Origin of the sequence: Mycolicibacter sp. MU0102 (genome assembly GCF_963378105.1) — a bacterium.
GTDB lineage: Bacteria > Actinomycetota > Actinomycetes > Mycobacteriales > Mycobacteriaceae > Mycobacterium > Mycobacterium holstebronense.
This window is the reverse complement of the sequence record NZ_OY726398.1, coordinates 954,277-976,839: the sequence shown is the minus strand read 5'-3', so window position 1 is coordinate 976,839 and position 22,563 is coordinate 954,277. Positions and strand designations below refer to the sequence as shown.

Below are 22,563 nucleotides of genomic sequence, written 5' to 3'. Positions count from 1 at the left end.
CTGCCTGCGCCAACGCCGGACTGGCGCAATAGAATTAGCACATGCGTTCGAGCAACCGGGAAGCGATCCTCGAGGTGTTCGACGCGCTGGCCACCGCCCTGGACCGAGCGCTCGACCTGGACTTCGAGGCGCTGACCCCACGGGAATGCCTGGCACTGTTGGGGCGCTGCGAGCGGCTGCGGCGCCGGCTGCCGGCAGTAGAACACCCTCTGGTCAACCGGCTCGCCGGCACCGACCCCGCCGAGTTGGGCGGCAAACCCCGCTGGGTGCTGGCAGACGAGTTACGGATCAGCCGCGGTGAGGCCGGGCGGCGTCTGGCGGAGGCCGCCGAACTCGGTGCCCGCCGCACCCTCACCGGCGAAGCACTGGACCCGGTACTACCCGCGGTGGCCACCGCACAGCGGGAGGGGAAGATCAGCACCGCCCACATCGCGGTGATCCGCTCCTTCTTCACCTACCTGCCCGACGCTATCGATGCGGGCACCCTGACTCAGGCCGAACAACACCTCACCGCATTGGGTACGGATTGTCGTCCCGATGAACTCGCCAAACTCGCCCAACGGCTGGCCGACCACCTGCAACCCGACGGCAACTACACCGAGGACGATCGCGCCAAACGCCGCGGGATCGTGCTCGGTTCCCAAGACCGTGACGGCATGACCCCGATCAAGGGCTACCTCGATCCGCAAGCCCGCGCCACCTGGGATGCCGTACTGGCTCGCTGGGCCGCGCCGGGGATGTGCAACCCCAACGACGCGACGCCCTGCACCGGCGGCACCCCGTCCCAAACCCAGATCGACGCCGATGCCCGCAGCGCCGCCCAACGCAATCACGATGCCCTGACCGCCATGGGCCGCGCCCTGCTGGCCTCGGGAAACCTCGGTCAGCACAACGGCTTACCGGCCACCATCATCGTCTCCACCACCCTGGCCGACCTGGAATCCGGCACCGGCAAAGCCCACACCGGCGGCGGCACCTGGCTGCCCATCCGCGACGTGATCGCCATGGCGAGCCACGCCCACCACTACCTGCGCATCTACGACGGCGCCAAAGAGTTGGCCCTGTTCCACACCAAACGGCTGGCTTCGCCGGCGCAACGCATCGTGCTCTACGCCAGAGAACGCGGGTGCTCGCACCCCAACTGCCCCATATCCGGCTACTTCTGCGAAGTGCATCACGACGAGGACTACGCCAAAACCAGACGCACCGACATCACTGACCTGACCCTGCGCTGCGGCCCCCACCACCAGCTGATCACCTCAGGCGGCTGGAAGACCCGCAAGCGCCACGACGGGACCACCCAGACCCTGCCGCCGCCACACTTAGACCACGGTCAGCCGCGGGTCAACCACTACCACCACCCCGAAAAACTGCTGGGCGACAACGGTTCCAGTGCCGACGACGACGGGCCTTAGCTCAGTGCGCGAAGTGCCGCGCCCCGGTCAGATACAGCGTGATCCCGGCCTCGGCCGCCGCCGCGGTCACCTCGTCGTCGCGCACCGAGCCACCCGGGTGCACGATCGCCTTCACCCCGGCAGCGGTCAGCGTCTGCAGGCCGTCGGGGAACGGGAAGAACGCATCCGAGGCAGCGACCGCACCGGCAACCCGCTCGCCCCCGCGCTCCACCGCCAGCCGGGCGGCGTCGACCCTGTTTACCTGGCCCATGCCCACGCCGATGGTGGCGCCGTCGCCGGCGACCACGATCGCGTTGGATTTGACCGCGCGGCAGGACCGCCAGGCGAAGACCAGGTCGGCCAGGGTGGCCGCATCGGCCGGTTCGCCGGTGGCCAGCGTCCAGTTCGCCGGGTTGTCCCCCGGCGCATCGAGACCGTCGCGGCTCTGCATCAACAGCCCACCGCTGATCTGGCGCCATTCAGTGCCGCCACGCAGCGGCTCGGAGGCCAACAGCACCCGGATGTTCTTCTTACGCGCCAAGATCTCCACGGCCCCGGCCTCGTAGGCCGGCGCGACGATCACCTCGGTGAAGATGGTGCTGACGTACTCCGCCATCTCCACGCTGACCTCGGTGTTGGCCGCGATGACGCCGCCGAACGCGCTCAGGGGGTCGCACTCGTGCGCCTTGCGGTGGGCATCGGCCACCGAGGTCGCCGACACCGCGATGCCGCACGGGTTGGCGTGCTTGATGATGGCCACGCACGTCTCTTCGTGATCGAACGCCGCCCGCCACGCGGCGTCGGCGTCAGTGAAGTTGTTGTAGGACATCTCTTTTCCGTGCAGCTGCTCGGCCTGAGCCAAGCCCGGCCACGCGCCGGCGTCACAGTAGAGAGCGGCCTGCTGGTGCGGGTTCTCGCCGTACCGCAGCTGCGCAGCGCGGTGGTAGGTGCGCCCGTACCATTCCGGCATTGCTTGACGCGGCTCTCCGGCCTGTTCGAAGGGTGCCAGCGTCGACGACATCCAGCTGGCGACCGCGACGTCATACTCGGCGGTGTGCCGAAATGCCAAAGACGCCAAGCGCTTCCGCTCGTCGAGGGTGAAGCCGCCAGCGTTGACCGCGGCCAGCACACCGTCGTATCCGAGCGGATCGACCACCACGGCAACGCTGGGGTGGTTCTTGGCCGCCGCCCGGATCATCGAGGGCCCGCCAATGTCGATCTGCTCGACGCATTCGTCCTCACCGGCCCCGGAATCCACGGTCTCGCTGAACGGGTACAGGTTGACCACCACCAGCTCGAACGCTGCGACCTCCAGCTCCTCGAGCGCCGCGGCGTGCTCGGGCTTGCGCAGGTCGGCCAGCAGCCCGGCGTGCACCCGGGGGTGCAAAGTCTTGACTCGGCCGTCGAGCACCTCAGGGAAGCCAGTCACCTGCTCCACCGGCGTCACCGGAATGCCCTTGGCCGCAATCGTCTTGGCGGTGGATCCGGTGGAGACGATATCCACGCCGGCCGCGTGCAGGCCGGCGGCCAGGTCAACCAGTCCGGTCTTGTCGTAGACGCTGATCAACGCCCGACGAATCGGTCGCTTGCCGTCGGTCATCCTAGGGTTGCCTTTCGTCCGTTCCAGGTCACGCCGCCGGTCGCCAATGCGGCCAGTACGTCAACCAGGAGCTTGCGCTCCACTTTCTTGATGCGTTCATGCAGAGAGTCTTCGTCGTCGCCGTCGAACACGGCCACCGGTTCTTGGGCCAGCACCGGGCCGGTGTCGGTGCCGGCGTCCACCAGGTGCACAGTGCAGCCGGTGACCTTGACCCCGTAGGCCAACGCCTCGGGCACCGCGTGCGCCCCCGGGAAGGAGGGCAGCAGCGCCGGGTGGGTGTTGACGGTGCGCCCCAGAAAACGGGACAGGAAGTGCGAGCCCAGGATTTTCATGAAGCCCGCCGAGACCACCAGGTCCGGGCTGTGGGCCGCGGTGGCCTCGGTCAGCGCGAGATCCCATGCCGCTCGGTTCGGGTAGTCACCCATCCGGACGGTGAACACCGGCAACCCCGCCGCCGTGGCGATCTCCACCGCCCGGCAGTCCCGGTCAGTACCGACGGCGACCACCCGCGCGGGGTAGTCGTCTACCGCCGCGGCCAGCAGCGACTCGAGTAGCGACCCGGTGCCCGAAGCCAGCACCACCATTCGGGCGGGGACGCTGGGAGCCACATGGATCGGTTGCACGGTGACTGAGCCTAGTGGTGATTGCGAACGTAGCGAAGTTGGGCGCAAGAGCCCGGCGGTTCAGCGAGGCTCGACGAAGGAGAGCCGACGCTGGGACCACCGTAAGACCCCGGCGATCAGGCGGAGCGCCGTGCTCGATCCCGGGCGACCCGAAGTGCGGCCGCCACGCCGTCGGTCCAGATCTCGACCATGTCCCAGGCGACCTCGGGATGGCCGATCGGTTGGGTCATCTTGCCGAGCTTGCTGACCCTTCCATACGCCAGGTCCTGGAAGTCGGGATCGTCCAACTCTGGGAACTCGTCGTATTCACTGCAGAACCCCGCGCTCTCCAGCTCGTCGTAGAGGGACTCCGCCAGGTCATCGGCCAATCCGAGGGTGCGTGAATGCGGCGAGGGCTCGATCATCTGCATCCCGGCCTCGACACCGTCCACCCAGATCAGGACCACCACGTCGAGCACTCGCTCGTGGCCCGGCGGCAGGATCAGCCCGCTCAGCATGTCGGCCCGGACGCCGGCCAGCATGTGCAGGTTCCGCCGCCTGGAGACGGCAGACGGGCCGTTCTTGCCGGCGGGCTCGGTGCTCACGACGTCGGTCATGTCGTCCCCCTGGAGTTCGGACGGTCGGCACTACCATCCGATCAGCCAGAGGCGACATATATAAGGGACTGAAGTCCTCGATTTAGCGGTCGTATCCGTCGTCGTCGGTGAACATCAGGTCTTCGGGGTCTTCCAGCGGGCCCGGCGGCTGCGTCGGCGCGTGCGACCGGAACGTTCGCGGCGGCTCGGGTTCTGGCGTCCATTTCAACTCGCCGCCATCGTTGACCTGCTCTGATTGGAAGCCCGGTTCGAAGTCGGCGTCGAACACCTCGTCGGCCTCGAAGGGCTCCCCGACCACTACGAGATCCTCGGGATCGACCTCGGTGATGGGCGCCGGGCCCGGTTCGGGGCCCCGTTCGGGCTCCACGGGCCGCTGCGGGGCGGGCGGGAGCACCCGCTGTTCGCCGACCACCGCATCAGCCCGGACCCCGCCGATCATCACCACCGTCAGCGCACCGATCGCGGCGAACCAGCCGAACACCGCGGGCCCGAACGTCAGCTGATCGACCCCGACGTCACCGAAGTTGCCCAACCGCCCGCCACCGGCCAAGCCGAGTATTGCCATCGACACCGCCGCGATGAAGGCCGCCACGGCCACCTTGGCCAGCGCCGGAAGCAGCGGCAGCGGCCGGCGGGCGCACTGCTGCCCGACGGCCACTCCGGACGCCGCCCCGATGATCAGCAGCGCCACCCACGCGGGACCCAACGGCGGGGCCGGCGCCGCAGCCAGGATCGGCAGGGCGGGGATGTCGCCGCCGAGAACGGTGAAGGCGCTGAACAGCGCGGGGCCGATGTGTGCGCTCGAGCCGACCGCCATCGCCGTAGCGCCGACGAGGACATTGGGCACATACAGCAGGGCCAGCAAGGTCAGGCTGAGTTGGCCGAAAACTGAATCGGTGATCGCGTAGAGGTCGTGCATGGTCCCCCAGTGCCAGACCAGGGAGAGCACCGTCACCGCTCCGGCCAGGCCGAACAGCGCCAGCATGCCGGTGATCGCGGCTCGCACCGAGTCCGCCAGCCACTCCGGCAGCCGGGTCTCGGCCAGCGCCCGCCGGCCCACCCGCGTCCCCACTCCCAGCGCCGCGCCGATTGCGTGCACGAAAAACACGTGCGCGAAGGCGCTCAGGGCATGCGGGGTCTGCAGTTCGGTGATGACCGAGGCCGCGTCGTGGATGACCGCCAACGAGACCGCCGCGATCAACAGTGGTCCACCGACCGCGGAGGCCACGATCCAGCGAATGACGAACCAGGAGGCCCCACGGGCGGTGGCCTGCGCGGTGGTTCGGGCCGTCCCGGCCACCATCAGCAGCACCGGCAGCAGCGGCAGTGCACCCAGGTCACGGCCGCCGATCGAGATCGGCACCTGGTGCACGCCCAGCCACATGCTGGCGATGGCGCCCGAGGCGCCGGTCATGTCACTGTTGGCGATCAGCAACTGCAGCAGCGTCACCGCTGCGATGACCGTCAACGCCACGACGGACGGGCCGAATGCGACCCGTAGCAGGTCGCGGGTCGGATTCGAACCTGGTTTGCCGCCGGTCACCGAAGTCACGCTGCGAGCACGTTCAACTCGGCGCGCGGGCGCGGGTTAGGGCTGCGCCGGCCCCGACGAGGTGGAGCCGCCCTGCGACTGCTGGCCACCCGTCGAGCTCTGATCCGAACCGGCTGCGCTGTGGCCACCGGTCGACGCGCTCCCCGACCCACCGGGCGACGGCGGGTTGTAGGAGGGGAAGCCGGTCGGCGGGGTCGGCGGCCCCTGCTGCGCCGCCTGCTGTCCGCCGGAACTGAAGCCGCCCGTCGAAGGGGAAGAAGGTGCCTGCTGCGCACCGAAGCCGCCACTGGACGGTGCGGACGGGTAGCTGCCGTACGACGACGGGTAGCCAGGCTGCTGCGGAGCCTGCTGGCCCTGGTGCCCCTGGTGGCCATAACCCTGCTGGCCGGGCTGACCGTAGTAGTTACCGCCCGGCGGCAGACCGTACTGGGCGTAGGGGTCGTACTTGGGACGCGGCGCCGGCGCGGTGACCACGCCCGCCTCCAGAAGCAGCGATCCGACCGCGGCGGCGGCCTGCAGGACGCTGAAGGTCAGGATCAGCCACAGGCCCCAGCCGATGGTGTAACTGCCGCTGGCGTCGGCGACGGTCGAAATGGCCAGCAGCGCACCCAGTGCCGAGACCACGGCGACCACCGCGGTGTAGCTCTTCGCCTTGGGCAGCAGGGCTGCACCAGCCAGTAGCGCGGCCAGCACCGCCAGCGGAACGGTGTGGCCGGCGTCGCTGAGGATCAGGGGGTAGTCAACATCGGTGATCGTCACGATCGGGCCGAAGTTCGCCAGGTAGACACCCAGCCCCAAAGCAACTACCGCGATGCGGAGGTATTGCGGCACTTTGCTCTCGGCTTCACTACCCGATTTCGCGAACGACGGGGTGGGTTGTCCGTATGAGCCTGATGGCTGAGAAGGCTGGAAGCCGGGATTCCCGGGCGAGTAGGTCATGACCTCTCCTGTGCTTGTGGCAGGGCGCTGGTGGGCGGTGCGGCGCGCTTCGACCATCCACGCTAGCGCACTTGCGGGCCGAGTCGGTGGGTCAACACTGCGCGACAAGGACCCCCCCGTTGCCCGCCGAACAGGAACACGTTCTAATCGGGGCTATGGATTACGGGCTCGTGCTATTCACCAGTGACCGTGGAATCAACCCGGCAGCGGCCGCCAAACTCGCCGATGATCACGGCTTCACCACCTTCTATGTACCGGAACACACGCATATTCCGGTGAAGCGACAGGCCGCTCACCCGACCACCGGCGACGAGTCACTGCCCGACGACCGTTATATGCGCACCCTGGACCCGTGGGTCAGCCTGGGAGCCGCATGTGCGGTGACCTCGCGAGTGCGGCTGTCGACCGCGGTGGCACTTCCCGTCGAGCATGATCCGATCACGCTGGCGAAGTCGATCGCCACGCTCGATCACCTGTCCGGCGGGCGGGTGAGCCTGGGCGTCGGATTCGGTTGGAACACTGACGAACTGGCCGACCACGGCGTCCCCGCCGGCCGCCGGCGCACCATGCTTCGGGAGTACCTGGAGGCGATGCGGGCACTGTGGACCCAGGAGGAAGCGTCTTTCGAAGGCGAGTTCGTGAACTTCGGCCCGAGTTGGGCTTGGCCCAAGCCGGTGCAGTCGCACATTCCGGTGCTGGTCGGTGCGGCCGGGACCGAGAAGAACTTCAAGTGGATCGCCCGCAGTGCCGACGGCTGGATCACCACGCCGCGTGACTTCGACATCGACGCGCCGGTCAAGCTGCTGCAGGACACCTGGGCGGCCGCCGGCCGTGACGGCGCACCGCAGATCGTGGCGCTGGACTTCAAGCCGGTGCCCGAGAAGCTGGCGCACTGGGCCGAGATCGGGGTCACCGAGACCCTGTTCGGCCTGCCCGACAAGTCCGAGTCCGAGGTGGCGGCTTACGTGGAGCGCCTGGCCGCCAAGCTGGGCCTCAGCGCCTAGCTACCGCGGGGAGCAGCGGTTGCCGTAGTCGAACGCGTGCACCGTCACCGGCGCGCCCAGCGGGTCGCCGTCGGACAACAAGGCCACCAGGTCTTCGTCTTCGGTGGTCGCCAGGAACCGGGTGCCGTCGGCGTCGAGTCGGCCGATGATGATCCCGGTCCGGGTGTCCCAGTCGTAACGGACGCTGTAGGTCTCGATGGTGGCCGGGCCTTGGGCGCTCTCGGTGACCGGCACGGCAGGCGCGTTGTCGGCCTGCGCCTGCAATTCCGCGCTGCGATCGGCCTTCCACGGCACCGGGGTGGTCGAGTACACCCCGACTGCGTACTTGCTCATCATGCCGCCGTTGGCCCCGACGAACGTGAATTGGCCTGGGACACTTCGCGCTGAGGCGACGGCCTCGGCGATCGCATGCATCGAATAGTTGTTGCCGGCGCCGCCGAAGAACGGCAGCCCGCCGGTCAGGGTCAGGCCACGCGGGTCGTCGGCGGACAGGCCAAATGCGTCGCAGATGGCAAACACCGGGACCGGAAAGCAGCTGTAGAGGTCCATGGCCGCGACGTCGTCAAAGCCGATCCCGGCCATCTCGAGCGCCTCGGAGGTGGCGGTGATGGCGGCCGGGTAGGCGCTGAGGTCAGGTCGCTCCAGCAGTCGCTGGGCGCGCTGATCGGAGTGGCCATGCAGGTACACCCAGCGGTCCTCGGGCACACCCAAGCGCTGGGCGGCCTCCACCGACATCACCAGCACCGCGGCACCCTGGTTGACCTGGTCGCGCGCCACCAGCAGCCGGGGGTAGGGGTCGCAGATCATCCGGTTGCCGGCGCTGATGGTGGCCAGCTCGTCGACCGAGCGCTCCACCGGCGAGGCCGAGAACGGGTTCTTGGCGGCGATCTTGGTCATCGGCGCGAACAGCTCCGCCATCGCCTGTAGGTAGTCGGCGGTGCTCAGGCCCAGCCGGGCACGCCGGGCGTTCTCCAGCAGGCCGTACTGCACCGGTGCACCGGTCAGCCCGTGGATGACGGTGTAGCGCTCGACGAAGTCCTCCAGACCGAAGCCGCGGTCTTCGAGCTGCCCGTCGATGGTCTCGGTGAAGTCCGGCTTGTTGTCGGCCTTGGCGAAGTGGCGCAGCGTTGAGGTCGCGTCGGACCCGCACAGCAGCACCACATCGGCGGTGCCGGCCACGATCTCTTCGGCGAACTCGGTGAGCAGCTTCTGCGGCCCCTGACCGCCCACCTTGTCCAGCACCGCGCGGGCCGGCTCCGCGCCGATCAGGCGCGCAACAGAGCGCGGGAAGTTGTTGGACTTGCCCAGCGGCGCAGGAGCTTTCGGAATCGAGATCTCGAACTGGCGGGTGGCCACCACCGCGTCGATCGCCGACGCGACCTGCTCTGAGCTCGCCCCGCAGTCGGCCAATGCTGCCTGCGCCGCGGCTGCGGCCAGCTCCACCGGCGACATCGCCCGGTAGTCAGCGTCGTCGATGCGCTCGGCGGCTTGCCCGACGCCGACGACGACGGGAGTGCGGGGATCAATGCTCATGGTTTTACCTTCCTAAGGCGAGCAGAGGCGAGCAGACGCGAAAGCCCCCAATTCAGGCTGAAATGGGGGCTTTCACGTCTGCTCAGCAGAAACTGCTACAGGCTCTCGAGGATCTGTCGAGCCAGGGCCGCGGTGGCCGACGGGGTCTTGCCCACCTTCACACCGGCGGCCTCCAGGGCCTCCTGCTTGGCGGCCGCGGTGCCCGACGAGCCCGACACGATGGCGCCGGCGTGGCCCATGGTCTTGCCCTCCGGCGCGGTGAACCCGGCCACGTAGCCGACGACCGGCTTGGTGACGTTGGCCTTGATGTAGGCCGCGGCCCGCTCCTCGGCGTCACCGCCGATCTCGCCGATCATCACGATGAGCTTGGTGTTCGGGTCCTTCTCGAACGCCTCGATGGCGTCGATGTGGGTGGTGCCGATCACCGGGTCGCCGCCGATGCCGATGGCGGTGGAGAAACCGAAGTCCCGCAGCTCGTACATCATCTGGTAGGTCAGGGTGCCCGACTTCGACACCAGACCGATCGGGCCGGTGCCCGAGATGTTGGCCGGGGTGATGCCGACCAGGCACTCACCCGGGGTGATGATGCCGGGGCAGTTCGGCCCGATGATCCGGGTCTTCTCACCCTTGTCCACGTTGTAGGCCCACGCGTAAGCGCTGTCCTGCACCGGGATGCCCTCGGTGATGACGACCAGCAGCGGGATCTCGGCGTCGATAGCCTCGATCATCGCGTCCTTGGAGAAGGCCGGCGGCACGAAGGCGATCGACACGTCAGCGCCGGTCTCCTTCATGGCCTCGGCGACACTGCCGAACACCGGCAGTTCGACGTCGTTACCGTCCTTGTCCTTGTGCGAGACCGTGGTTCCGGCTTTGCGGGCGTTGACGCCACCGACGATCTGGGTGCCGGCGGCAAGCATCCGCGCGGTGTGCTTGGTCGCCTCGGCACCGGTGATGCCCTGGACGATGACCTTGCTGTCCTTGTTGACGAAGATCGACATGACTTAAGCGTCCTTTCCGGCGTTCGCCAGCTCGGCAGCCTTGTCGGCGGCCTCGTCCATGGTGGCGACGACGGTCACCAGCGGGTGGTTGGCCTCGGCCAGGATCGCCCGACCCTCCTCGACGTTGTTGCCGTCCAGGCGCACCACCAGCGGCTTGGTCGCGGCGTCACCGAGGATCCCCAGCGCCGACACGATGCCGTTGGCCACCGCGTCGCAGGCGGTGATCCCGCCGAACACGTTGACGAACACGCTCTTGACCTGCTTGTCACCCAGGATGACGTCCAGGCCGGCGGCCATCACCTCGGCGGAGGCGCCGCCCCCGATGTCGAGGAAGTTGGCCGGCTTCACGCCGCCGTGCTTCTCACCGGCGTAGGCGGTGACGTCCAGGGTGGACATGACCAGGCCGGCGCCGTTACCGATGATGCCGACCTCGCCGTCGAGCTTGACGTAGTTCAGGTCGTGCTCTTTGGCCTTGATCTCCAGCGGGTCGGTGGCGTCCAGGTCCGCGAACTCGACGTGGCCGGGCTGACGGAACTCGGCGTTGCCGTCCAGGGTGACCTTGCCGTCCAGCGCCAGGATCTGGTCGTCGGGGGTGCGAACCAGCGGGTTGACCTCGACCAGGGTGGCGTCTTCGGCGACGAAGACCTCCCACAGCTTCTGGATGGTCACCGCGGCAGCGTCGAGCACCTCGGCGGGCAGGTGGCCCTGCTCGGCGATCGAACGGGCGAACGCCAGGTCGACACCCTTGACCGCGTCGACGGGCACCTTGGCCAGGCGCTCCGGCTTGGTGGCGGCGACCTCTTCGATCTCCATGCCGCCCTCGACCGAGCACATGGCCAGGTAGGTGCGGTTGGAGCGGTCGAGCAGGAAGGAGATGTAGTACTCCTCGGCGATGTCGCTCGCCTCGGCCACCAGCAGCTTCTTGACGATGTGACCCTTGATGTCCAGGCCGAGAATGTTCTGCGCGTGGGTCAGGGCGTCGTCCGGGGTGGCGGCGTACTTGACGCCACCGGCCTTACCGCGGCCCCCAGCCTTGACCTGGGCCTTGACCATGACCGGCCGACCGATCTCGGTGGCGATGGCCTTGGCGTCCTCAGCCGAGGTGGTTACTCGACCGGGAGTCGTGGGCACGTTGTGCTTGGCGAACAGCTCCTTCGCCTGATACTCGAAAAGATCCATGGGCTCACTGTCTTATTACGGGTAGCCGGAAGGCCGGCACTGTCGGATTGTGAGAGATTTAGCTCCCGAGGCACTGTATCGAGAGTGCGGCGGGGTTCCCTCCTCGCGTACCACTGCTGTGGCACATCTCACCGCCAGAAAAACGTGATTCGTTTCACATTAACGGTGGGATTTGGTCGATAGCTTGCCACGCCCCAGCGGGAGTGGTTACCGTCACCAGGTCCAGGTCTTTATAACGTTCTGATCACGACCAGAGGAACTTCCAGACTGATGCAGCACGGTGCACCGATGCGTCCGGTTTCCGGTGGGGCCCTCCCTCGACGTCGAAACGGCGCTACGGCAGCTGTGATCCGCCCGTCGGTACCCAGCCCCACCGAGGTCACCGACATCATTCCGTTCAATGAGTTCGGCTGGCCCGAAGACGCGTTCAGCGAAGACGTGTTCGACGAGGCGTCCGACGTGCTGCTGGCCCCTGAGCTGGACGACATGACCGACACCGACAACATGCCGGTTCTGCAGCTGGCGTTCCCCCGCGGTGGCTATTCAGACAGCTACTACCGCCCGCACGAGGCGGCCCAGCTGCCCCCGCGCCGCGGAAAGCACCGCAGCCAGCCCGCCAGCGCTGTCAAGAGTCGCGTGATGATCGCGGCCATGGCCGCCGGCGCGGCCGCCGCCGCCGCGCATGCCGCCACCCACCAGTCCGGCGAGACCGTCGCCCGGCCCGCCGTACTGGCGGCCAGCAAGACCACGCTGAACGACGGCACCACCACCACTTCCAGCCACGGCTTGCAGATGATCACGGTCAAAGCCGCGGCCAACGTCGTCGTGCACAACGAGGAGCTGGCCAAGGGCGTGGCATTCGCGCAGGAGCGCGCCGAGCGTGAAGCCCGGCTGCAGCGCCCGCTGTTCGTCGCACCCACTCAAGGCGCGTTCACCTCGAACTTCGGCTACCGCTGGGGCGTGCTGCACGCCGGCATCGACATCGCCAACGCCATCGGCACCCCGATCCTGGCGGCCTCCGACGGCGTAGTGATCGAGTCGGGCCCCAGTGCCGGCTACGGCATGCTGGTCAAGCTGCGCCACTCCGACGGCACCGTGACCCTCTACGGCCACATCAACCGGTCGCTGGTCAGTGTCGGTGAGCGCGTGATGGCCGGCGACCAGATCGCCGAGATGGGCAATCGCGGCTACTCGACCGGTCCGCACTTGCACTTCGAGGTGCTGCAGAACGGCAGCAACCGGATCGACCCGGCTTCCTGGCTCGCCAAGCGCGGGATCAATTTCGCCTAACCTGGAATGGTGAGCGACCGCCACCAGCCACCGACCGGCGCCAGTTCTTCCAGACCCTCCGGGACCGATCCGGCGAGTTCTCCCAGCCGCATCATCCGCCGGGCGCCCACCGGCGCCATCCCGATCGTCACCAACTCGTCGCGGATACCTCCCCCCTTCCAACCCAGTCCGGCGTCGCTGCCGGCGCGATTCCCGTCATCCGGTGTCGCGATCGCCGCCTGTGTGCTCGCCCTGGTGGGTTGCTGGGCCACCTCGGTGGTCTCCACCGATCTGATCGCCAGCTGGTGGCACACCGACCGGCTGTTCTGCGTCGCGGTCGCGTTCTTGAGCCTGGTGTTCGCCGGGACGACGGTGTCCGGGGTGATCATGCTGCTGCTGCGGCGCCCGGTCGGCCGCTACCTGATCGCGGTGGGAGCGGTGATCGCCCTGCTGACTTACGGCAGTCTGTTCCTGGCAGGAGCCCGGGTGCCGGGGATCGTGCACGTCATCCCGTTCATCGAGATCGCCACCGTCGCGGCAGCACTGCACCCGGCCACCAGGCGCTGGCTCTTCGGTTCCTAAAGCTTGGTCACCGGCGCATGGTTGTGCATCAGCTTGACCCGCCCGGAGCTGCCGAAGTCGATCAACGACATCGCCGACTCCCCCACCCCGGAGACTTCCTCCACCCGGCCCAAGCCGTACTTGTCATGCGTCACGCGATCCCCGGCCGCCAACACCAGCAGCGGGCGGTTGCCCGATCGGCTCGGTGCCGGGCGCGGGGTCCCGAACCGGCCGGCACCGCTGACCGGTGCGCTCGGTGAGGCGGTGACGTCGGTACGGCGCCAGTCGATGAGCTCCTGCGGGATCTCGCGCAGGAATCGCGATTCCGGGTTCAACATGGGCTGCCCCCACGACGAACGCACCTTGGCCCGGCTCAGATACAGCCGCTGGCGCGCCCTGGTCAGGCCGACGTAGGCCAGCCGGCGTTCCTCGGACAGCTCGCGGGCATCGCCCAGCGAGCGCATGTGCGGGAACATGCCGTCTTCCCAGCCGACGACGAACACCACCGGGAACTCCAGCCCTTTGGCGGTGTGCAACGTCATCAGGGTGACCATGCCGGACCCGTGCTCGGGGATCTCGTCAGTGTCGGCGATCAGCGACACCCGCTCCAAAAACGCCGCCAGCACTCCGACATCAGGCACGTCCTCCTCCTCGAGGGTGCCGTCCTGGTCGGCGAGCGCGTTGGCCCGATCGATGCTGAATTCGTGTGCGACGCTGACGAGTTCGTTGATGTTATCCAGGCGGGCCAGATCCTGCGGGTCGGTCGAAGCCTCCAGCTCGGTGCGGTAGCCGGTGCGGTCCAGCACCAGCTCCACCAGAGAGCCGAGGTCGTCGTCGCAGGTGTTCAGGTGCGCCCGCAGCTCCTCGAGCATCGCCACGAAAGCCGCGATCGCGTTCTGCGAACGGCTGTTGAGCATCGGTACGCCACCCTCGGCGGCTGCAGCCAGCGCGGCGGCGAATCCGGTACCGGTGTTCTCCGCGTGCACCGAGACGCACGCCTCGGCACGGTCGCCGATACCGCGGCGTGGGGTGTTGAGGATGCGCCGCAGACTCACCGCGTCGCCGGGATTGTCCAGCACTCGCAGGTAGGCGATGATGTCGCGGATCTCTTTGCGCTCGTAGAAGCGCACGCCGCCAACGACTTTGTACGGGATGCCGCTGCGGATGAAGATCTCTTCCAGCGACCGCGACGCATTATTAGTGCGGTAGAAAACTGCGATGTCGCTGTAGTTGACCGCGCCCGCATCGGTCAGCTCATCGATCTCCTGCGCGACGAACCGCGCCTCGTCGTGTTCGTTGTCGGCGACGTAACCGACGATCAGCTCGCCGTCACCGGCGTCGGTCCACAGCCGCTTCTCCCGGCGCCCGGAGTTGTAGGCGATCACCGCATTGGCCGCCGAGAGGATGTTCTGCGTGGAGCGGTAGTTCTGTTCCAGCAGGATGGTCGTCGCGTCGGGGTAGTCGCGCTCGAAATCCTCGATGTTGCGGATGGTGGCGCCGCGGAAGGCATAGATCGATTGATCGGCGTCACCGACCACGCACAGTTCCGCCGGGGGGATGTCGTCGGGCTGCCCGCCGTGTTCATTCGGCGGTCCCAGCTTCGCCTCTCCCCCGTCGAGCCTCGCTGAACCGCCGTGCCCGGCGAGCTCGCGCACCAGCATGTACTGGGCATGGTTGGTGTCCTGATACTCGTCGACCAGGATGTGCCGGAATCGGCGCCGGTAGTGCTGCGCGATCTCGGGGAACGCCTGCAGAATCGCGACCGTCTCACCGATCAGGTCGTCGAAGTCCAGCGCGTTGGCCGACCGCAGCCGGCGCTGATACTCGGTGTAGACCGCGGCCACCACCCGGCTCAGGTCATCGGAGCTCTCGGTGAGGTCGGCCAGCGCCCGGTCCGGGTCGATCAGTTCGTTCTTCAGGTTGGAGATCGAATTGGCAAGCAGTCGCGGCGAGTGCCGCTTTACGTCCAGGCCCATGTCTCGGCCGATCATCAGCAGCAGGCGGCGCGAATCGTCGGCGTCATAGATCGAGAAATTCGAGTTCAGGCCGGGGACTACCGAGGCCTGATTACGCAGGATCCGCACGCAGGTGGAGTGAAACGTCGACACCCACATCACCCGGGCCCGGGGACCGACGAGACTCGACACCCGCTCACGCATCTCGGCGGCGGCTTTGTTCGTGAAGGTGATCGCCAGGATCTGGCCGACCGAGACGTCGCGGGCGGCCAGCAGATAGGCGATGCGTCGGGTGAGCACCGCGGTCTTGCCCGAGCCGGCTCCAGCCACGATCAATAGCGGGGAGCCCTCGTGTAGCACGGCCCGCCGCTGCTGCGGATTGAGCCCATCGAGGAGGTGATCGGTCTGCGGAGTCGCGTGCACTGTCATATCGCAACCCAACGTACCGCCGCCCGGCGACACTCTTTGCGCTGGCACGACCCTTAGTGGCAGACTCGGTTCGTGCTCGACATGCAGCGTCGATTTTTTTACGGGTACCGGTCAGCGGTGCCCGTGGTTTAGCTGCAACGCCAAGCCCCGCGGTCCGCTTCGCCGACCCGGGGCTCGTCTGTTGTGTGAGGCCGGATCGCCGATGGGACCAGAAACCACCAACAGCGAGAACCTGGAGTTTTGATCATGTCTGCCCAACCCCAACAGCTGCCCGACATTGACGAGCTGCGCCACGAGATCGACCGGCTCGACGCCGAGATTCTGGCCGCGGTGAAGCGCCGCACCGAGATCTCGCAGGAGATCGGTAAGGCCCGGATGGCGTCCGGCGGCACCCGCCTGGTGCACAGCCGCGAGATGAAGGTGCTCGAGCGCTACAGCGAGCTCGGCCAGGACGGCAAGGACCTGGCGATGTTGTTGCTGCGGCTCGGCCGCGGCCGGCTCGGCCACTAGCCCGCCGCGCCCGCTGTACGTCCGGCGCCGCACCGGCGCCGGGGACCCGCCGCTAATGTCGGGGTATGAGCCCCGTTTCCCAGATCCCGGACATCTCCACCACCCCGGCCTGGAACGCGTTGCGCAAGCATCACCAGCAGATCGGCGACACCCACCTGCGTGAGTTCTTCGCCGACGATCCCGACCGCGGCGCACGGTTCACCGTCACCGTCGGTGATCTCTACATCGACTACAGCAAGCACCGCATCACCGCTGAGACCGTCGGCCTGCTGGTCGATCTGGCCCGCGCCGCCGGCCTGGAGGATCGGCGCGACGCGATGTTCGCCGGGGTGCACATCAACACCTCCGAGGATCGGGCCGTGTTGCACACCGCGTTGCGGCTGCCGCGCAACGCCGATCTACACGTCGACGGCCAGGATGTCGTGGCCGACGTCCACACGGTGCTCGACGCGATGGGTGACTTCACCGACCGGTTGCGCAGCGGCGAATGGACCGGTGCCACCGGCAAACGTATCGAGACCGTGGTCAATATCGGTATCGGCGGCTCGGATCTGGGCCCGGTGATGGTGGACCGGGCATTGCGCCACTACGCCGACGCCGGCATCGCGGCACGGTTCGTCTCCAATGTCGACCCGGCCGACCTGATCGCGAAGCTCGCCGGTCTGGATCCCGCCACCACGCTGTTCATCGTGGCCTCCAAGACGTTCTCGACCCTGGAGACGCTGACCAACGCCACCGCGGCCCGACGCTGGCTTACCGCCGCGTTGGGCGACGCCGCGGTGTCCCAGCATTTCGTGGCGGTCTCCACCAACGCTGCACTGGTCGAGGAGTTCGGCATCGACACCGCGAACATGTTCGGGTTCTGGGACTGGGTCGGCGGCCGATACTCGGTGGATTCGGCGATCGGACTAGCGGTGATGGCCGTCATCGGCCGGGAGCGTTTCGCGGAGTTCTTGTCCGGTTTCCATATCGTCGACGAGCACTTCCGTACCGCGCCTTTGGAATCCAATGCGCCAGCACTGCTGGGCCTGATCGGGTTGTGGTACTCCGACTTCTTCGGCGCCCAGTCCCGCGCGGTGCTTCCTTACTCCAACGACCTGGACCGCTTCGCGGCTTACCTGCAGCAGCTCACCATGGAATCCAACGGCAAGTCGACCCGCGCCGACGGCACACCCGTCAGCACCGATACCGGTGAAATCTATTGGGGCGAGCCGGGAACCAATGGCCAGCACGCGTTCTACCAACTGCTGCACCAGGGCACCCGGCTGATACCGGCCGACTTCATCGGCTTCTCCCAACCCGTCGACGACCTGGCCACCGCGGACGGTACCGGCAGCATGCACGACCTGCTGATGAGCAACTTCTTCGCCCAGACCCAGGTGCTGGCGTTCGGCAAGAGCGCCGAGGAGATCGCCGCCGAAGGCACCCCCGCCGATGTCGTGCCGCACAAGGTCATGCCCGGCAATCGCCCGACAACTTCGATTCTGGCTACCCAACTGACACCGTCGGTGCTGGGCCAGCTGATCGCGCTCTACGAACACCAGGTGTTCACCGAGGGTGTGGTGTGGGGCATCGACTCCTTCGACCAGTGGGGCGTGGAGCTGGGCAAGACGCAGGCCAAGGCACTGCTGCCGGTGCTCACCGATGACGCATCCCCACCGCCCCAGACCGACAGTTCCACCGACGCGCTGGTGCGCCGCTACCGGGCGGAGCGCGGCAGGGCTTCGTCGTAACTCCGACTGCCCGACGGTGACTAGGTCGGCCGTTGCCCGCCGGTCTTGGCCCGCAGGCTGGGCAGCAGCACCTCATCGACCACGACACGGACGGTTTCCTCGGTCGGCGGCCGATCGGAAACCAATGCCCGGAACACCAGGTAGCCCGGCAGTAGATCGTAGATCTCCTGGTTGATCACCGAGGCCTCGATCTCGCCGCGCGCGACCGCATCGGCCAGTACGGTGTCCATCACCAAGTTGCGATGGTGGACGAATTTTTGCTGCATCGCCTCCTGCAACGCCGGACTGTGTGACATCTCGTTCAGCACTGCGCGCATGGTGCGCATGTGTTCCAGCGCTTGGCCACAGGTCCAACGGCCGATCTCCAACAGGTCGCCACGCAGCGAGCCGGTATTCGGCGGGCTGGCCGATGCCCGAGTGCCTTCGATGAACGCTGCGAGCACCAGGTCCGCCTTCGTCGACCAACGCCGGTACATCGTGGCCTTACTGGCCTTGGCCCTAATGGCCACGGCTTCGACGGTGAGTCGGTCGTAGCCATGCTCCTGCAGCAGCTCCAGCGTGATCGCCAACAGCTCGGCCTCCCGCTCGCTCCACGGGCACACCGAGTCGTCGCCACCGTCTTCGGAAATCATCGTCCCCTTACCAGCTCACTACGGTTGTTCCGCGAGAGCAGCCATGTGCCCAGATGTCAAGCTAGTTGCGATCTAACAGCACGGTACCGTACCGTTTCATCCTACGTGACAATTTCACCGCATCACATTCGGTGAGATCGTCAGCGCGGCGTCGAAAGGCTTTGTTTTGAACAAGTTTTCGGTAACCAAACTGGTTCGCCGCCAGTGGGTGGCGATCGTGGTGATCGTGGTGGTCGCTCTGGTCGGGTTCAGTGTCGACCGACTGCGCGGCATCTTCGGCTCGAACAACGAGGTGTCGAGGCCCGGCTCAGAGGCTTTGGAGAACACCGGCTACAACCCCAAACAGGTGCTGTTCGAGGTGTTCGGTTCGCCCGGATCGGTGGCCACCATCAACTTTCTGGACATCAACGCCCAGCCGCAGCGCGCCGAAAACGTCCCGCTGCCGTGGTCGCAGACGCTGACCACCGACGACCCGACGATGTACGCCGACCTTCGCGCACAGGGTGACGGCGACACCATCGGCTGCCGCATCACCGTCAACGGCGTCGTCACGGACGAAAGGTCTACGAACCACGTGAACGGATACATCGCGTGCCTGGACAAGACCGCATGAGCGGCCAGCACACCGACACTGCTGCCGAAACCCACCAAGGGTCCCTGCCGGCCCGGCTCATCCGGAGACTGTCCCTCCCGATCCTGTTGATCTGGGTCGCCATCGCTGCCGTCACGAACGCCATGACACCCCAGCTGGAAGTTGTCGGGTGGGAACGCTCGGTCGGAATGAACGCGCCGGATGCGCCGGGCATTCTCGCGATGCGGCACATCGGGCAGGTCTTCGAAGAATTCGATTCCGACAGTGCGGCCATGATCGTGCTCGAGGGCGATCAGCCGCTGGGCCCCGAGGCACACACCTACTACGACGGCCTGGTGAAGAAGCTGCAGGCCGACACCGAGCACGTCGAGCACGTCCAGGACTTCTGGGGCGACCCGCTGACCGCCGGCGGCTCACAGAGCAAAGACGGCAAAGCAGCCCTCACCCAGATCTACCTCCGCGGCAACCAGGGCGAGGCGATGTCGAACGAATCCGTCGACGCCGTCCGCAAGATCGTCGACGCCACGCCACCGCCGGCCGGCATCAAGGCCTACGTCACCGGCGCCTCACCACTGGTGACCGACAACTTCGAGGTCGGCAGCGACGGCACCAACGAAGTCACGGCCATCACCTTCCTGGTCATCGGCATAATGCTGCTGTTCGTCTACCGCTCACCGGTCACCATGGCGATCGTCTTGCTGACGGTGGCCATCGAACTGGCGGCGGCCCGCGGCGTCGTGGCGACGCTCGCCCACGCCGGGGTCATCGGGCTGTCCACCTACGCGACGAATCTGTTGACACTGTTGGCTATTGCCGCCGGCACCGACTACGTGATCTTCGTCGTAGGCCGCTACCAAGAGGCACGCGGCAAGGGAATGGACCGGGTCGCGGCCTACCACGACATGTGGCACGGCACCGTCCACGTCATGGTCGGATCCGGGCTGACGATCGCCGGCGCCGTCGCGTGCATGGGCTTCACCAGACTCCCCTACTTCCAGACACTCGGGATACCGGCTGCCATCGGTGTTCTCGTGACGTTGGCGGCCGCCCTGACGCTGGGCCCCGCCGTGTTGTTGATCGCCACCAGGTTCGGACTGATGGAACCCAAGGTCGCTCAACGGACCCGGGGCTGGCGGAAGATCGGCACCGCCATCGTGCGCTGGCCCGGTCCGATCCTGGTGGTCACCGGCATGATTGCGCTCATCGGTGTGTTCGCGTTGCCCGGTTACCGGACCAGCTACGACAACCGGCCCTACATCCCCGACAGCGCACCCGGTGTCGTCGGAATGGAAGCCGCCGAACGCCACTTCACCGAAGCGCGGATCAATCCCGAGTTGGTGATGATCGAGACCGATCACGACATGCGCAACCCGGCAGACATGCTGATACTCGAACGTGCGGCCAAGGCAGTGCTCCACACACCGGGAATCGCCCTGGTGCAGTCCATCACGCGACCGCTCGGAACGCCGATCACGCACAGCTCCATTCCGTTCCAGATCAGTGCGTCGAGCGCAAGCCAGATCATGAATCTCGACTACCAGAAAGACCGAGCCAACGATCTGCTGAAGCAGGCCGGCGAGATCGACAACACGATCGAGGTGCTCCGCCAACAGCTCGCCCTGCAGCAGCAGAGCGCTGCAGTCACCCACGAACAAACGCAGGCGTTCCACGACACCGTCACGACGATGAACGCGCTGCGCGACAAACTCGCCGATTTCGATGACCAGTTCCGCCCGCTGCGCAACTACTTCTACTGGGAGCCGCACTGCTTCGACATTCCGATGTGTTGGGCGCTGCGGTCGGTGTTCGACTCGCTGGACGGGATCTCGGAGCTGTCCGAGAAGTTCGGCAACATTACCGCCAGCCTCGACAACCTCGATGCCCTGCAACCGCAGCTGGTGGCCCTGTTGCCACCGCAGATCGCGATTCAGGAGCGCAACCGCGACCTGACCCTGTCGAATTTTGCGACCACCGGCGGCATCAACAGCCAGAGCGAAGAGGCTTTGAACAATGCCACTGCGATGGGCAAGGCGTTCGACGACGCCAAGAACGATGACACGTTCTACTTGCCGCCGGAGGCCTTCGACAACCCTGACTTCAAGCGCGGCCTCAAGCTGTTCTTGTCGCCCGACGGCAAGGCGGCCCGGATGATCGTGACCCATCAGGGCAACCCCGCCAATCCCGAGGCGATTCCGCACATCAACGCGATCAAGGAGTCGGTGTTCGATGCCCTCAAGGCAACACCGATGTCGGACGCCAAGATCTACGTCGCGGGTATCGGCTCCACCAACAAGGACATCCAGGAGGGGATGAAGTACGACCTGCTGATCTCGGCGTTGGCCGCAGTCGCTCTCATTCTGCTGATCATGGTGATTGTGACGCGCAGCCTCGTCGCCGCCTTCGTGATCGTCGGCACCGTCGTCCTCTCCTTGGGGGCATCGGTGGGTCTGTCAGTCCTGGTGTGGCAGTACATCTTCGGGATTCATCTGTTCTGGGTCGTGGTGCCGCTGGCCATCATTTTGCTGCTGGCGGTGGGAGCGGACTACAACCTGCTGTTGGTATCCCGATTCAAGGAGGAGATGCACGCGGGCCTCAACACCGCCATCATCCGGTCGATGGGTGGCACCGGTTCCGTGGTCACCGCCGCCGGCCTGGTGTTCTCGGCGACCATGGCAGCCTTCATCTTCAGCCCCCTGGTGATCCTCGGGCAGATCGGTACGACCATCGGCCTGGGCCTGTTGTTCGACACCTTGATCGTGCGGTCGTTCATGACGCCGTCGATCGCGGCGTTGCTGGGCAAGTGGTTCTGGTGGCCGCAGCTGGTGCGCCAGCGTCCGGTTCCCGCGAAGTGGCCCGATCCCATCCAGCGGCAGCCCGAGGAGGTCCAGGCGTGAAGTATGCAGTCCACCTCGGCATCGCCGCCGCAGCCCTGCTCGGCGCCGTGACCACCGCCGGTGTCGTTGCCGCCGACGCTACCGACGACTACCCGATCCCCAGTCGGATCCTCCGCACCCCCTGTTCGGCCGAACAGATCATGGCCGCAGCCCGCGACGTCGCGCCGGTCTACTACGAGCGCTACATGATCGACTACAACAACAAACCCGCCGCCGACCGGCAAGGCGCCCAAGACCGCATCCACTGGTTCTTCGCCATGGACTACGCCGGCCGCCGCCAATATTCCGAGGACACCGCCACCAACGCCTTTTTCGAAACCATGTCGTGGCGCTGGCCCAACTGGGCCAAGCTGTTCTTCAACAACAAAGGCGTGACCGCCCGCACCACCGACATCTGCATGAACTACCCGGCGGGCGACATGTCGGTCTGGGACTGGAAGTAGCCACAGCCTTCGGCATTTCCCTCACGCTGACTTTTTGCCGCGCGCGTCGATGTCGGCCCTGCTGAAGTGCGACAGGTTGCATTCCGGCCGGAAAACTTATCGCGGCACGACAAAGATTTCGGCGTCC

General features: G+C 66.7%; 19 protein-coding genes. 9 read left to right on the top strand and 10 right to left on the bottom strand.

Features of this window, described 5'->3' with window-relative positions; genetic code table 11:
• Window positions 1-41: 41 nt before the first annotated feature.
• Window positions 42-1,415 (top strand): HNH endonuclease signature motif containing protein, encoded by a 1,374-nt coding sequence (locus RCP37_RS04610; protein ID WP_308485814.1) that lies wholly within the window; start codon window positions 42-44, stop codon window positions 1,413-1,415.
• A gap of 1 nt (window position 1,416) precedes the next feature.
• Here RCP37_RS04610 and purH read toward each other — a convergent pair whose 3' ends face one another.
• The 5 genes from purH to RCP37_RS04585 all read right to left on the bottom strand — a co-directional run bounded on the left by purH (window position 1,417) and on the right by RCP37_RS04585 (window position 6,704).
• Window positions 1,417-2,994 carry a bifunctional phosphoribosylaminoimidazolecarboxamide formyltransferase/IMP cyclohydrolase gene (gene purH, locus RCP37_RS04605; protein WP_308485813.1) on the bottom strand — a complete coding sequence of 526 codons (1,578 nt, stop codon included), beginning with the start codon at window positions 2,992-2,994 and terminating at the stop codon, window positions 1,417-1,419.
• Complete coding sequence (gene purN / locus RCP37_RS04600) at window positions 2,991-3,578, bottom strand: phosphoribosylglycinamide formyltransferase (protein ID WP_308486938.1); 588 nt, start codon at window positions 3,576-3,578, stop codon at window positions 2,991-2,993. Before purN ends, purH begins: the two co-directional genes overlap by 4 nt.
• 155 nt (window positions 3,579-3,733) lie before the next feature.
• The gene (locus tag RCP37_RS04595; RefSeq protein WP_308485812.1) at window positions 3,734-4,213 is read right to left on the bottom strand and encodes a hypothetical protein; all 480 of its coding nucleotides are present in this window, start codon (window positions 4,211-4,213) and stop codon (window positions 3,734-3,736) included.
• Window positions 4,214-4,295: 82 nt separating this feature from the next.
• A complete protein-coding gene (locus RCP37_RS04590) occupies window positions 4,296-5,756 on the bottom strand; it encodes a cell division protein PerM (protein WP_308486937.1) in 1,461 nt (486 codons plus the stop codon).
• 45 nt (window positions 5,757-5,801) lie between these two features.
• Complete coding sequence (locus RCP37_RS04585) at window positions 5,802-6,704, bottom strand: DUF5336 domain-containing protein (RefSeq protein ID WP_308485811.1); 903 nt, start codon at window positions 6,702-6,704, stop codon at window positions 5,802-5,804.
• A 155-nt stretch (window positions 6,705-6,859) separates the two neighbouring features.
• On the opposite strand from RCP37_RS04585, the gene RCP37_RS04580 reads away from it, so the two are divergent.
• On the top strand, window positions 6,860-7,708 hold the full coding sequence (locus RCP37_RS04580) for an LLM class F420-dependent oxidoreductase (RefSeq protein WP_065041285.1): 849 nt from the start codon (window positions 6,860-6,862) through the stop codon (window positions 7,706-7,708).
• On the opposite strand, the gene RCP37_RS04575 is transcribed toward RCP37_RS04580, so the two are convergent.
• The 3 genes from RCP37_RS04575 to sucC all read right to left on the bottom strand — a co-directional run bounded on the left by RCP37_RS04575 (window position 7,709) and on the right by sucC (window position 11,418).
• Window positions 7,709-9,241 carry an acetyl-CoA acetyltransferase gene (locus tag RCP37_RS04575; protein ID WP_308485810.1) on the bottom strand — a complete coding sequence of 511 codons (1,533 nt, stop codon included), beginning with the start codon at window positions 9,239-9,241 and terminating at the stop codon, window positions 7,709-7,711.
• Between the two features lie 95 nt (window positions 9,242-9,336).
• Window positions 9,337-10,239 (bottom strand): succinate--CoA ligase subunit alpha, encoded by a 903-nt coding sequence (gene sucD, locus RCP37_RS04570; RefSeq protein WP_308485809.1) that lies wholly within the window; start codon window positions 10,237-10,239, stop codon window positions 9,337-9,339.
• Window positions 10,240-10,242: 3 nt separating this feature from the next.
• Window positions 10,243-11,418 (bottom strand): ADP-forming succinate--CoA ligase subunit beta, encoded by a 1,176-nt coding sequence (sucC, locus tag RCP37_RS04565; protein ID WP_308485808.1) that lies wholly within the window; start codon window positions 11,416-11,418, stop codon window positions 10,243-10,245.
• A gap of 288 nt (window positions 11,419-11,706) precedes the next feature.
• On the opposite strand from sucC, the gene RCP37_RS04560 reads away from it, so the two are divergent.
• The gene (locus RCP37_RS04560; RefSeq protein WP_373693158.1) at window positions 11,707-12,708 is read left to right on the top strand and encodes a M23 family metallopeptidase; all 1,002 of its coding nucleotides are present in this window, start codon (window positions 11,707-11,709) and stop codon (window positions 12,706-12,708) included.
• 9 nt (window positions 12,709-12,717) lie between these two features.
• A complete protein-coding gene (locus tag RCP37_RS04555; protein ID WP_308485806.1) occupies window positions 12,718-13,269 on the top strand; it encodes a hypothetical protein in 552 nt (183 codons plus the stop codon).
• Here RCP37_RS04555 and pcrA read toward each other — a convergent pair.
• The gene (pcrA, locus tag RCP37_RS04550; RefSeq protein WP_308485805.1) at window positions 13,266-15,632 is read right to left on the bottom strand and encodes a DNA helicase PcrA; all 2,367 of its coding nucleotides are present in this window, start codon (window positions 15,630-15,632) and stop codon (window positions 13,266-13,268) included. The genes RCP37_RS04555 and pcrA overlap by 4 nt on opposite strands.
• A gap of 246 nt (window positions 15,633-15,878) precedes the next feature.
• Here pcrA and RCP37_RS04545 point away from each other — a divergent pair, with 246 nt between their 5' ends.
• Together RCP37_RS04545 and pgi are read left to right on the top strand one after the other, a co-directional pair.
• Window positions 15,879-16,142 (top strand): chorismate mutase, encoded by a 264-nt coding sequence (locus RCP37_RS04545; RefSeq protein WP_024443709.1) that lies wholly within the window; start codon window positions 15,879-15,881, stop codon window positions 16,140-16,142.
• Between the two features lie 65 nt (window positions 16,143-16,207).
• The gene (pgi, locus tag RCP37_RS04540) at window positions 16,208-17,875 is read left to right on the top strand and encodes a glucose-6-phosphate isomerase (RefSeq protein WP_308485804.1); all 1,668 of its coding nucleotides are present in this window, start codon (window positions 16,208-16,210) and stop codon (window positions 17,873-17,875) included.
• A 20-nt stretch (window positions 17,876-17,895) separates the two neighbouring features.
• On the opposite strand, the gene RCP37_RS04535 is transcribed toward pgi, so the two are convergent.
• Complete coding sequence (locus RCP37_RS04535; protein ID WP_308485803.1) at window positions 17,896-18,507, bottom strand: TetR/AcrR family transcriptional regulator; 612 nt, start codon at window positions 18,505-18,507, stop codon at window positions 17,896-17,898.
• Window positions 18,508-18,673: 166 nt separating this feature from the next.
• Here RCP37_RS04535 and RCP37_RS04530 point away from each other — a divergent pair, with 166 nt between their 5' ends.
• The 3 genes from RCP37_RS04530 to RCP37_RS04520 are packed head-to-tail and all read left to right on the top strand — an operon-like array spanning window position 18,674 to window position 22,436.
• Window positions 18,674-19,120: an MmpS family transport accessory protein gene (locus RCP37_RS04530; RefSeq protein WP_308485802.1), complete on the top strand. Its 447-nt coding sequence runs from the start codon at window positions 18,674-18,676 to the stop codon at window positions 19,118-19,120.
• Window positions 19,117-21,993 carry an MMPL/RND family transporter gene (locus RCP37_RS04525; RefSeq protein ID WP_308486936.1) on the top strand — a complete coding sequence of 959 codons (2,877 nt, stop codon included), beginning with the start codon at window positions 19,117-19,119 and terminating at the stop codon, window positions 21,991-21,993. The genes RCP37_RS04530 and RCP37_RS04525 overlap by 4 nt, the downstream gene beginning before the upstream one ends.
• Window positions 21,990-22,436: a DUF5078 domain-containing protein gene (locus RCP37_RS04520; protein WP_308485801.1), complete on the top strand. Its 447-nt coding sequence runs from the start codon at window positions 21,990-21,992 to the stop codon at window positions 22,434-22,436. The genes RCP37_RS04525 and RCP37_RS04520 overlap by 4 nt, the downstream gene beginning before the upstream one ends.
• Window positions 22,437-22,563 lie beyond the last annotated feature (127 nt).

Excerpts from the sequence above, each read along its gene's own strand:
- RCP37_RS04560 (WP_373693158.1), top strand. The coding sequence starts at position 11,707 with ATGCGTCCGGTTTCCGGTGGGGCCCTCCCTCGACGTCGAAACGGCGCT.
- pgi (WP_308485804.1), top strand. The coding sequence starts at position 16,208 with ATGAGCCCCGTTTCCCAGATCCCGGACATCTCCACCACCCCGGCCTGG.
- RCP37_RS04585 (WP_308485811.1), bottom strand. The coding sequence starts at position 6,704 with ATGACCTACTCGCCCGGGAATCCCGGCTTCCAGCCTTCTCAGCCATCA.
- purH (WP_308485813.1), bottom strand. The coding sequence starts at position 2,994 with ATGACCGACGGCAAGCGACCGATTCGTCGGGCGTTGATCAGCGTCTAC.
- RCP37_RS04525 (WP_308486936.1), top strand. The coding sequence starts at position 19,117 with ATGAGCGGCCAGCACACCGACACTGCTGCCGAAACCCACCAAGGGTCC.
- sucD (WP_308485809.1), bottom strand. The coding sequence starts at position 10,239 with ATGTCGATCTTCGTCAACAAGGACAGCAAGGTCATCGTCCAGGGCATC.
- pcrA (WP_308485805.1), bottom strand. The coding sequence starts at position 15,632 with ATGACAGTGCACGCGACTCCGCAGACCGATCACCTCCTCGATGGGCTC.
- RCP37_RS04545 (WP_024443709.1), top strand. The coding sequence starts at position 15,879 with ATGTCTGCCCAACCCCAACAGCTGCCCGACATTGACGAGCTGCGCCAC.
- RCP37_RS04575 (WP_308485810.1), bottom strand. The coding sequence starts at position 9,241 with ATGAGCATTGATCCCCGCACTCCCGTCGTCGTCGGCGTCGGGCAAGCC.
- RCP37_RS04535 (WP_308485803.1), bottom strand. The coding sequence starts at position 18,507 with ATGATTTCCGAAGACGGTGGCGACGACTCGGTGTGCCCGTGGAGCGAG.
- RCP37_RS04595 (WP_308485812.1), bottom strand. The coding sequence starts at position 4,213 with ATGACCGACGTCGTGAGCACCGAGCCCGCCGGCAAGAACGGCCCGTCT.
- sucC (WP_308485808.1), bottom strand. The coding sequence starts at position 11,418 with ATGGATCTTTTCGAGTATCAGGCGAAGGAGCTGTTCGCCAAGCACAAC.
- purN (WP_308486938.1), bottom strand. The coding sequence starts at position 3,578 with ATGGTGGTGCTGGCTTCGGGCACCGGGTCGCTACTCGAGTCGCTGCTG.
- RCP37_RS04580 (WP_065041285.1), top strand. The coding sequence starts at position 6,860 with ATGGATTACGGGCTCGTGCTATTCACCAGTGACCGTGGAATCAACCCG.
- RCP37_RS04610 (WP_308485814.1), top strand. The coding sequence starts at position 42 with ATGCGTTCGAGCAACCGGGAAGCGATCCTCGAGGTGTTCGACGCGCTG.